This is a genomic window from Desulfovibrio sp. SGI.169, from assembly GCF_050313595.1.
GTDB lineage: Bacteria > Desulfobacterota > Desulfovibrionia > Desulfovibrionales > Desulfovibrionaceae > Desulfovibrio.
In genome coordinates, this window is the sequence record NZ_JBNPLS010000012.1 from 1 (window position 1) to 10,649 (window position 10,649).

The following is a 10,649-nucleotide window of genomic DNA, read 5'->3' on the forward strand; positions in this document are numbered from 1 at the left end:
AGTTTATATCCTGAGGCGATTACTGAAAATGATGCTTATGAAATTAATACCTTTTGCTCAAATAATAGACTAAAATTACTACAAGAAGAGCAGTCTTTTTTAAATAAAAAGATTAAAGATGCAGAAAAACTTGAAAACAAAGTAAAAGAATTATTTAAAGATGAATTGTCTCGCCAATCGAGACCGATTAAGAGAAAATATAAAATGATTTATCGTATAATTGTATTTCTGCTTCTATTACTCTCATGTTTGTTAACATATATTCTATTTATTATTGCAAATCTGATTCCAGAACCATTTTCAAATATTTCTAATGGAGTTATTGCAAATTTAGTTTACTTGGTCGTTTCTTCATGTTTTTTCCTGAAAATTATTCCTCCAAAAATAAAAAAATTTATTAGAAAAAAGTACGCATTAGATTATATACGATTAAAAAGGAATTGTTCCCATAAATTTTTTAATACTTGATAAATAAGAGCATTTTCATCACTTCGCTGCCCATCATTTTGCGTCCAGAACGCGGTCTGGACGCTCATTCGGCGCGGGCGCAGCTACGCTGTCGCCAGAGCGATTTGGATAATTTCATTACCAAATCACTCTAAAACATTAATTGATTTGAGGCTTACCGCCATTTGCGGCGGTCGGAAACGTGCGGCTTTTTCACAAGCAGTTCTCGCTGATTCCGCGTCGGTCGCGCAGGCAAAAAAGTAGCCTTCAGCGTTGGAGAAAAATCGCTGATAATCGGTGGTAGTTGTTCAATCGGGCATATTGCACCTGCTTGTCAGTGGCGCCTTGAGGCGTTTGCCCAGATTCTGTGCCTCCACCCAGATTGAAAAAATACGGCTTGCTGAAACTCTTTCTTTCAGCGCGACCGCGGGGCGGAATGCAAAAACGGCTCCCGCCGTGGAGCGGGAGCCGTCGTCTATACGAATGGAACGGGCAAGGCCGCGACAGGAACGGCTTAGTACATGCCGTCCATGCCGCCCATGCCGCCCATGCCGCCGGGCATGGCCGGGGCGTCCTTCTTGGGTTCGGGCCTTTCGGCAATGGCGCATTCGGTGGTCAGCAGCAGGGAGGCCACGGAAGCGGCGTTCTGCAGGGCCGTGCGCGTCACCTTTTTCGGGTCGATGACGCCAGCCTTGATCAGGTCTTCGTATTCGCCGGTAGCGGCGTTGAAGCCGAAGCCGTCCTTGCCGGCGCGAACCTTTTCCACCACGATGGAACCTTCAAAGCCGGCGTTGTGAGCGATCTGACGCAGGGGCTCTTCAATGGCGCGGCGGATGATGTTCACGCCGGCCAGTTCGTCGTCGTCAGCGGGCTTGATGTCGTTGAGAACTTTGGACACGCGAATCAACGCGGTGCCGCCGCCAGGCACGATGCCTTCTTCCACGGCGGCGCGGGTGGCGTTGAGGGCGTCTTCAACGCGGTCTTTCTTTTCTTTCATTTCCACTTCAGTGGCGGCGCCCACATGCACCACGGCCACGCCGCCCACCAGCTTGGCCAGGCGTTCCTGCAACTTTTCGCGGTCGTAATCGGAGGTGCTGTCTTCGATCTGGGCGCGAATCTGCTTCACGCGGCCCTTGATGTCTTCGCTCTTGCCGGCGCCGTCCACGATGGTGGTGTTGTCCTTGTCCACCACCACGCGCTTGGCGGTGCCCAGTTCGGCCAGGGTCATATTCTCCAGCTTGGAGCCGGTGTCTTCGGAAGCGACCTGGCCGCCGGTGAGGATGGCGATATCCTGAAGCATGGCCTTGCGGCGGTCGCCGAAGCCCGGAGCCTTCACAGCCACGACCTGCAGGGCGCCGCGCAGTTTGTTGACCACCAGGGTGGCCAGGGCTTCGCCTTCCACATCTTCGGCGATGATCATCAGAGGACGGTTGACCTTGGCCACCTGCTCAAGCACGGGCAGCATGTCTTTCATGCTGGATATCTTCTTTTCCGTGCAGAGGATGTAGGGGTTGTCCATCTCGCAGATCATCTTTTCGGCATTGGTCACGAAATAGGGGGAGAGGTAGCCGCGGTCGAAGCGCATGCCTTCCACCACATCCATAGTGGTTTCCAGGCCCTTGGCTTCTTCAACGGTGATGACGCCTTCCTTGCCCACCTTGGACATGGCTTCGGCGATGATGTTGCCGATAGTGGCGTCGGAGTTGGCGGAAATGGTGCCGATCTGGGCGATTTCCTTCTGGTCGCGGGTGGGTTTGGCCAGGTTGGCCAGTTCAGCGATCAGGGCATCCACGCCCTTGTCGATGCCGCGCTTGATGGCCATGGGGTTGCGACCGGCGGCCACCAGCTTGATGCCTTCATGATACACGGCCTGGGCCAGAATGGTGGCGGTGGTGGTGCCGTCGCCGGCGGCGTCGGAAGTTTTGGAGGCGACTTCCTTCACGAGCTGGGCGCCCATGTTTTCAAACTTGTCGTCCAGTTCGATTTCTTTGGCCACGGTTACGCCGTCCTTGGTGATGACGGGCGCGCCGAAGGATTTTTCAAGGGCGACGTTACGGCCTTTGGGGCCGAGAGTCACTTTAACGGCATTGGCCAGCTTGTCCACGCCGCGGGCAAGTTTTTCACGGGCTTTAACGTCAAAAAAGATTTCTTTAGCGGACATTTTCTGATTTCCTCCTGAGTGGTGATTCGGCAAGGATCGGGTTAGTCGATGATGGCGAGGATGTCTTCCTCACGCATCACAAGGTGGTCGACGCCGTCCAGCTTGATTTCCGTACCGGCATACTTGTTGAAGAGCACTTCGTCACCCTTCTTCACAGCCATGGCGACGCGGGAACCGTTTTCCGCGATCTTGCCGGGGCCCACAGCCACAACCTCGCCCTTGGAGGGTTTTTCCTTGGCCGTGTCGGGGATGTACAAACCACCGGCGGTCTTTTCTTCGGATTCAAGGCGCTTGACCAGCACACGGTCGTTAAGGGGTTTCAGCTTCATGACGTCAAATCCTCCCGGAAAGTTTTTTATGGCCCTTGCGGGCACAGACGGCGGCCGGAACCAGCGGACGCGCCGGAAATATTGCGCGTAACGGGCCGCAGCGGGCATTGCCGTTGCACTGCCCCGCACGGGCATAGAGATAAGTCACTCTTGCGGCTTGAAAAGGGGCATGGACAAAATTTTTTAAAAAATTTTTTCATGAAAATAGAAAATATTTTTATATCAATATGTTGTATGAATATTTCTGTGGCGCGACACTATCCCTGCATGTCGGCGGGGCATAAAAAAGAGCCCGGTGAGGGGCTCCGACTGATGGCAAACCCGCCTTGCGGCGTACGCGCGTTTAAACCGCCAAGGCGGCCTGAAAAAAGACGAAAAAACACAGTCAATTACTCGTGGGCAGGCCGCGGCCTGCTCATGATTTCCGGGCTTGCCGAGCTTCTCAGCAACCCCAAGACCCCGTGAGAGATTCGCACACGACCGGAAGCGCCCCGCATTCCGCCTGAGCCAGCCGGCCGGCGGCAAAGCCGCTTTAATACGAGCAGAGCCGATCCGCCGGGATAATGGTGAAGCCGTTGCTCTTGAGCACCTCCACGGCCTGATCCACCTTGTCGAAGCGAAAAATCATCGCCGCGCTTTCCTGCTCGCGCTGCACAAAGGCGTACATGTATTCCACATTGATGCCGTTGCGCGAAACAAGCTGCAAAACGGCATCCAGGCCGCCCGGCGCGTCAGCCACTTCCACAGCCACCACACTGGTGCGCCCCAGGGTAAAGCCTTTTTCCTTGAGCACGTTTTTGGCTTTTTCATGATCGCAGACGATCATGCGCAGAATACCGAAGTCCGACGTGTCGGCCAGAGAAAGGGCGCGGATGTTGATGCCCGCTTCGGCCAGGGTATGGGTGACCTCAGCCAGACGACCGGCCCGGTTTTCCAGAAAAACGGATAACTGTTCTGCTTTCATGACGAAATCCTTTCTCAGCCGTATTGTGGCGCTCAGGCCTTGCGGGAGTCTTCACCGGAAGAGGACGGTTCTTTTCTATCCCTGGGGGTGATGTCGATTTCATCGGGTTCAGATGAGGCACGGCGGAAATTGCGGATAGCCCGGCCAAGTCCGCCGCCTATTTCCGGCAGTTTTTTTGCGCCGAAAATAAGCAGCACAACTACCAGAATGAGTAAGAGTTCCTGCGTGCCAATGCCGAACATGCGGCAAGCCTCCGTTGGATGTTGGGCTGTAAAACCGGTTTGCCCGGCCAGCATAAGCCGTCGCGCGCCCGAGGTCAAGGCGGCGGCGCGGCGCGGGCGCTTGGCCGGGGGCTTCAACGCCGTCGCGTCAGCGAGTGGCGCACCTGTCTGGGAGAGGCGGGATGGCGAAAACCGGCCTCAATCAGGCGGCGGGCCGAAACGTCGCGCCTGTCTTTGGCGTCGCCGCCCAAAACCACGGCCAGCAGACGGGTTTTGCCGCGTTGGGCCGTAACCACGATATTGTAGCCGGAGGCGACAGTCCAGCCGGTTTTCAGGCCGTTGACTCCGGGCACGCCGCCCAGCAGCGGGTTGGTGTTGCGCAGGGCGCGGCCTCTGTGCAGGAAAAAGCGCGTGCTGTGAAAGCGCATGACGCCGGGGTGCGCCCTGAGGTAGGCGCGGCTCAGCGTTGCCATGTCGCGGGCTGTGGTTTTCTGACCGGCGGCGGGAAGGCCGGTGGAGTTTTTGAAGACTGTGCGCCGCATGCCCAAGGCGCGGGCCTTGCTGTTCATCCGGCGCACGAAATTGCGGATATTGCCGCCGCTGACGCGTTGGGCCACGGCCACGGCGGCGTCGTTGCCCGAAGCCACGGCCATGCCGGTAAGCAGCCGTACCAGCGGAACGCGCTCTCCGGCGCGCAGGTGCATGGAGGAGCCCCCGGTGGAGGCGGCCTGGCGGCTGATTTTGACCTTTTCATTCAAGGAAAGGCTTTTTGCCCTGGCCGCGTCCATGGCCAGAAACATGGTCATGATCTTGGTCAGCGAGGCCGGCGGGATGGGCGCGTCGGCATTTTGTTCATAGAGGACGCGGCCTGTGTCCAGATTGATCAGCATGGCGGCGCGCACCGGCAGCGCGGCCCGGGCCGGAAGAGCCGGGATGCAGAAAAACAGAAAAAGGATCAGCCAGAGCGGCCCGGCGAGGCGCGTCCGGCCCGGGCGGGGCCGGCAAACGGCGCCGGAGACGCGGAGCGACGTCGCCCGGGGCTGTTCGCGCTGCTTCCGGGTCAGGGCGGCGTCGGAGTCAGTCATGGGCCTTGTAAAAAAGGTTGGCCTCTTCCACCGCCTGTATGGCGAAAGCAAGCAGAACAGGCCCGGCGATGAGCCCCACCGGGCCAAAGCTGGCCAGACCGCAAAGGATGGCGAGAATGAGAACAAAGAAGGGGGCCTTGATGCCCTGACGCAAAAAAAGGGGCCGCAGCACGTTGTCCACGCCGGCCACGGCCAGCATGCCCCAGAGGGCCAGGCCCACGGCGGCCACGGTTTTGCCGGTGAACCAGAGCGAGAGGCAGAGCGGCAGCCAGACCAGGGCCGTGCCAACCACCGGAATGGGGGCCACCAGCGTCGCCAGCATGCCCCAGAAGGCGGGCTGGTTGAGTCCGGCCACGGCAAAGCCTATGCCGCATAGAAAGCCCTGGGCCAGGGCCACCAGCACAATGCCCAGCATGATGGCGCGCAGGGCGCGGTGAATGGCGCTGATGAAACGTCGCAGAAGGGCCTGCGGCAAGCGGAATATCCGGCAGAAAATCTTGCGGATGCGGCGGGAATAAAGCGTGAACAGCACCGTAAGCGTGAGAAAGAGAAAGGTGGTCCAGAGCGCGGTCATGGTGCCGCCCAGAAAGCCGAAGCCGCGGCTGACCAGCATGCTCACAGCGTCTCCGAAAAGCGTATCCAGATTGTGCAGAAAGTCGTTAATCAGCTTCTCGATACGCGGATATTCGGTCAGGTTCAGACGCCATTGCTGGATGTGTTCCACCCATTGCGGCGGCAACTGGAAGTTATTGGCCTGAAGCTCGCGCAGCCGCGCCAGGCCGGCCACAGCCTGGGGCGAAACCAGCAGGGCCAGAACGGCGACGGGCGCAAGCAGGGAAGAAATAACGACCGCGACATATCCCCAAAGCGGCGCATGACGCGAAAGGCCGATGAGCCAGCGTCGCTTGCGCGAGTCTGGCTCGCGGCGCTCCAGACGAACTCTCCAGATGGCGGCCTTCTGGCGCAGACGGCGGTACAGGGGCAGGGTCAGGCAGGAGAAGCAGGCGGCCATGAAAATGGTGACGGGATTGGGCAAGAAAAGCAGATACCACGCCAGCGCGGCCAGCAGGTAAAGCAGGCGCGGCAGAAATGCAGTCATATATCAAACCCTTGTTGCGTCCGGCGCGATGTCGGCGACGGCGGACGGCGTTGCGGAGCGGGATGTGGCCTTGCGGGATGTCATGCCGGTTCGGCTGACTCCCGCCTTGCGCCCCGCCGGCTGAAAAAGCTGCGGTATTTCGCTGTCGGCGGCGCAAGACGGAACGATTCTAGCAGACCTTGCCGGGCCCTGCCAAGCCCCATAGCCGTGACTCGCGGCGGCTTGCCGCCGGGCCGTGCGTTGCATTGCGCCGGGGCCTGCCGTACCATGCGCGCATGAATATGGATTTTTCCGGGCCGTCCCTGCGCTCCGCAGGCGCGCCCGCGCTGACGGTATTGCTGGCCTGTTCGGCGGAAGCGCCGCCCACGGCCTGCCTTGAGGCTCTGGCCGCCGCCGGAGCAGGCGACGCGATGGTTTTTTGCTGCTGCCCGCCGGAGCTGGAAGGCCCGGCGCGGGCAGTGGGAGAAACCCTGTGCCGGTCGGGATGCCTGGGCGGCTTCCGCTGTCTGCCTCTTGCGCCGGGCGACGACCGGCATGCCGCCGTCAACGGGGCGGCGAAAGCGGCAGAAAGCTCTTTGTTGCTGCTGCTTTCTTCGGATGCGCTGCTGGAGCCGGACAGCCTGCCTGCCCTGTCGGCCAGACTGGCGAAAGAGCCCGCGCTTGCTGGGCTTAATCCCGTATTGCTCGCGCCCGGAGGAGGGGCCGGGCCGCGCCGCATATGCCATCTGGGTTGTGTGGCCGACAGCGTGGGGCAACTGCATTATTTATATGAAGGGCTGCCCGACGGCCACCCGCTGGCCGCCCGGCGACGCGCCTTTCAGTTGGCCCATGAGGCGGCGCTGCTGGTGCGGCGGGAGGATTTTCTGGCTGTGGGCGGTTTCAGGCCGGGGCTGGAAGGGCTGGCGACGCCGGATTTCTGTCTGCGCCTTGCGGCCGCGCGCAAGGGCGTTTTTTCCACCGAGCCCACAGCCAGAGCCGAGCTGCGTGATGGCTTTGATTCCTGGAAAAAATGCGGTCTCTGGAACAGTCTTTTGCAGCGCGGTCGTCTGAAACCGGGTCTGCTGCGGTGCGACTATCATGCCCAGGTTCAGGCCGACGGGCTGGAATACGGCCTTACCCCCTGGCTGGCGGAAGGCCCATGCAACCTGCCCCTTGAAGCGGAAAAGGACGGCCTGGATGCGGCCTGGCTGCGCTGGCGGCACGCGCCCGAACCCGCCGCGCTGCTGCGCCTGCTGCGCCTTTTGCCGCCACAGCGGCGCGCCTGGGCTTTGCGCCTCTGCCGCGAACTGCCATCCAGCCTGCCGCGCGCTTTTGCCTGGTATACGGCTTTGGCCGCGCGTCTGGAGGGCTTCGGCCGACGTGAAAATCTGCCGCGACTCACGGAACAGGCGCGCGCCTGGCAGGCGAAAGCCCGGCGTTTTCAGCATGAGATGCTTGGGCCGGGCCTGCGCGCCCTGGCAGACGCGGGCATCTACGCCTGCTCGCTGGACAGCGCGCCTTCCCTGTATGACGCCTGGCTTGAATTGCGAGAAAACAGCCTTCAGGCGGCGGAGCGGAAGGCGAGAAATTTGCGGGTGGAACGAACCTGGCCGGAAATTGCCGTGCTCATGCCGGTCTGGAACCCCGAACCGGAGTTTTTGCGCGCCGCTCTCGATTCCGTACTGGCCCAGAGTTACAGCCAGTGGCAACTCTGCCTGGCCGACGACGCGTCCACCAGGCCGGAAACGCCGGAGCTGCTGCGCGCCTGCGCCGCGCGGGACAAACGCGTCCGCCTAGTCATCAGGGAGCGGAACGGGCATATCTCTCGCGCCAGCAACAGCGCGCTGGCTCTGGCGGATGCGCCCTGGGCGGCTTTTCTGGATCATGATGACCTGCTGGCCCCTGACGCCCTGCTGGAGGTGGCCCGGCATGCGGCGGATCGTCCGGGCCTGCGTTTTTTGTACAGCGACGAAGACAAAATTGACGCCGCCGGCGTGCGGCGCACGCCGGTATTCAGGGCGGCCTTTGATCCTGACAGTTATTGCCCCGGCCATCTTGCCGCCTATGCCGTGGCCGCGCTGCGCGACGCGGGCGGTCTGCGCCCCGGTCTGGAAGGTTCGCAGGATTTTGATCTCGGCCTGCGCGTGACCGAAAAGCTCAACCCTGAAGAAATCGCCCACATTCCGCGTATTCTTTACCATTGGCGCATCCATGCGGACAGCACCACGGCCAGCGTGGCCACCAAACCCTATGCGCTGGAGGCCACGCGTCGGGCTTTGGCCGAGAGCGCGCAACGCCGGGGCCTGGCCGCGTCTGTTCTGCCGGCGGGAAAAAACAATTTTTTCAGACTGGAACTGGCCGTGCCGCCGGGCCTGCGGTGCAGCGCGATTTTGCTGGCGGACGCCCCCGGAGCGCTGACGCCGGGGCTGGCCGACTGTCTGCGTGGCCTCGCCCGGCGGCTTCGCCTGGAAACGCTTTGGCAGCCCTTGACCCCCTCGGCCCTGCCCGTGAACCTGCCGAAGTCCTGGCCGCCGCGCCTGAACGGGCGTGTGCTGCCGCCTGCCGGGCCGCATTGGGCCACAGCCTGTCGGGCGGCGGCCCGTGCCGCCGCGGGGGATGTGCTGCTGTTTCTGTCCGCCGATCTTCTGCCTGTGGGCGACTGTCGCCCGGAGCAACTGGCGGCGCTGGCGCTGCGGCCCGATCTGGCCGTGGTGGGCGCTTGCGTCTGGCGGGGCGGGCGGCTCTGGCACGCGGGCCTGTACCCCGATGTGACGGGCCTGCCTTTTCCTTTGCAGCGCGGGGCCGATCCCGCGCTGATTTCCTCGCTTTGCTGGGGGCGGTTATTGCTCGCGCGCCGTGTGCTGGCTGTCTCCTGGCGGTGCATGGCCGTCCGACGACAGGACTTTCTGGAAAACGGCGGCTTCGATCCGTCCATGGGCTCGCTGGCGGGGGCGGATTACGGTCTGCGCCGGGAAGCGCGGGGGCGCTTTGCCCTGGTTTCGCCCTGGGGGCAATGGCTGCTGCCGGCAGGGGCGGGGGAGGAAACGCTGTCGCCCCGAACGCGGCAGTGTTTTCTTGAGCGCTGGGGCCATATCGTGCGCGGGCATGGCCTGAGGAATCCGCACATGCGCGCCGCGCCGGATTACGGCTGGACGCTGAACCTGAGCGGAGCGTAGCGCCCGACGGCTCTTGCTGAAAACGCTCATGGAGCGGGGCGCCATGTTGCCGTGCCGCTTGCCCCATGAGCGTTTTTTGTTTCATTGCGGCATAAGCGCGTTGTCGGCGGCTGTCGCCGCTCAGGCCAGCACCTTGCTGCCGTTGAAGGAAATGCTGATCACCTCATAGGTGACGCGGCCGCGCGGGATGTCCACCGTGACTTCGTCGCCTTCCTCCTTGCCCAGCAGGGCCTGGCCCACTGGCGACATGAAAGAGATGGAGCCCTTGCCGGGGTCGGCTTCATCCGGGCCGAGAATGGTGAAACTGCGGCTTTCGCCGCTGTCCACATCCTCCACTTCCACTGTGGAGCCGAAGATGACCTTGTCGCCGCCGAGCTTGTCTAGGTCAATCACCTGATAAAGCGCCAGGCGCGATTCAATATATTTGATGCGCGCCTCAGCCATGCCCTGGCGTTCGCGCGCGGCGTCATAGCCCGCGTTTTCGCGCAGGTCGCCTTCTTCTCTGGCTTCTTTGATGGCCTGGATGATGGCCGGGCGCTCGCTTTTCAGGCGGGCCAGTTCTTCTTCCAGTTTCCTGTAGCCCTGTACGGAAATGGGGATATTTGTCATGTCCAACCTCACAGCGCAAAAAAAGCGTCCGCTGCACGGGCAGCGGAGCATACGCGCGACTTTTTTGCTGAAAGACTTTAGCGCGAACCGCCTTTGAAAAAGGCGTTCGCTTCCGGCGGCCGCGAGAGCGGACGCCCGCGCCGAATGAGCCTGAAAAATCGCGTTTTTCAGGCTCTTGCCCGCTCTGCGGGGAAATGCGACGCCGTTTTTGAAATTGTAAATTTCAAGAGCAAAATGCTCTAGTGTCTAATTGCAAAAATTCTTCGCAGAATTCCGCGCAGAATCTTTGCGGGATCGTACGCGAAAAAAAGTGGTTTTTCGCTCACCCACGGCGGCCACTTTTGCAAGTAGGCGCTAGAAGCGCGGCAGACGCAACAAAAACCCCGCGTGACGAAAGCCGGTCGAGGGCGTGAGCGTGCCTGCCTGTCTACCCTAGCCGCTGCCCGCGCCGTGGTCAAGCCCTGAAACGCTTTCCCGCGCACGGATAAAGGCGGGCCGTTCCCCGGGCTTGCGCGCGCGGCGTGTGGCGTATATGCTGGGGAAAATGCAGAAATAGCGCCCCGCGCGTCAGCAGAGCAC

General features: G+C 61.0%; 9 protein-coding genes. 2 read left to right on the forward strand and 7 right to left on the reverse strand.

Annotated elements, in window-relative coordinates:
- Positions 1 to 468: hypothetical protein (locus ACQRA4_RS07695; RefSeq protein WP_427822494.1), on the forward strand; the 468-nt coding region annotated here is incomplete at its 5' end.
- Positions 469 to 961: 493 nt separating this feature from the next.
- Here the strand turns inward: ACQRA4_RS07695 and groL are convergent.
- The 6 genes from groL to ACQRA4_RS07725 all read right to left on the reverse strand — a co-directional run bounded on the left by groL (position 962) and on the right by ACQRA4_RS07725 (position 6,306).
- Positions 962 to 2,608, reverse strand: coding sequence for a chaperonin GroEL (gene groL / locus ACQRA4_RS07700; protein WP_427822495.1), 1,647 nt, complete (start codon positions 2,606 to 2,608; stop codon positions 962 to 964).
- Positions 2,609 to 2,649: 41 nt separating this feature from the next.
- Complete coding sequence (groES, locus tag ACQRA4_RS07705) at positions 2,650 to 2,937, reverse strand: co-chaperone GroES (protein ID WP_154510021.1); 288 nt, start codon at positions 2,935 to 2,937, stop codon at positions 2,650 to 2,652.
- Positions 2,938 to 3,469: 532 nt separating this feature from the next.
- A complete protein-coding gene (locus ACQRA4_RS07710) occupies positions 3,470 to 3,901 on the reverse strand; it encodes an ACT domain-containing protein (protein WP_427822496.1) in 432 nt (143 codons plus the stop codon).
- 32 nt (positions 3,902 to 3,933) lie between these two features.
- Positions 3,934 to 4,143, reverse strand: coding sequence for a twin-arginine translocase TatA/TatE family subunit (locus tag ACQRA4_RS07715; RefSeq protein ID WP_427822497.1), 210 nt, complete (start codon positions 4,141 to 4,143; stop codon positions 3,934 to 3,936).
- 113 nt (positions 4,144 to 4,256) lie between these two features.
- Positions 4,257 to 5,207, reverse strand: a complete 951-nt coding sequence (locus ACQRA4_RS07720) for a D-alanyl-D-alanine carboxypeptidase family protein (RefSeq protein WP_427822498.1) — start codon at positions 5,205 to 5,207, stop codon at positions 4,257 to 4,259.
- Positions 5,200 to 6,306, reverse strand: a complete 1,107-nt coding sequence (locus ACQRA4_RS07725; RefSeq protein WP_427822499.1) for an AI-2E family transporter — start codon at positions 6,304 to 6,306, stop codon at positions 5,200 to 5,202. Before ACQRA4_RS07725 ends, ACQRA4_RS07720 begins: the two co-directional genes overlap by 8 nt.
- Positions 6,307 to 6,581: 275 nt before the next feature.
- On the opposite strand from ACQRA4_RS07725, the gene ACQRA4_RS07730 reads away from it, so the two are divergent.
- A complete protein-coding gene (locus ACQRA4_RS07730; protein WP_427822500.1) occupies positions 6,582 to 9,461 on the forward strand; it encodes a glycosyltransferase in 2,880 nt (959 codons plus the stop codon).
- 120 nt (positions 9,462 to 9,581) lie between these two features.
- On the opposite strand, the gene greA is transcribed toward ACQRA4_RS07730, so the two are convergent.
- Positions 9,582 to 10,070, reverse strand: coding sequence for a transcription elongation factor GreA (gene greA, locus ACQRA4_RS07735; RefSeq protein ID WP_427822501.1), 489 nt, complete (start codon positions 10,068 to 10,070; stop codon positions 9,582 to 9,584).
- Positions 10,071 to 10,649: the final 579 nt, after the last annotated feature.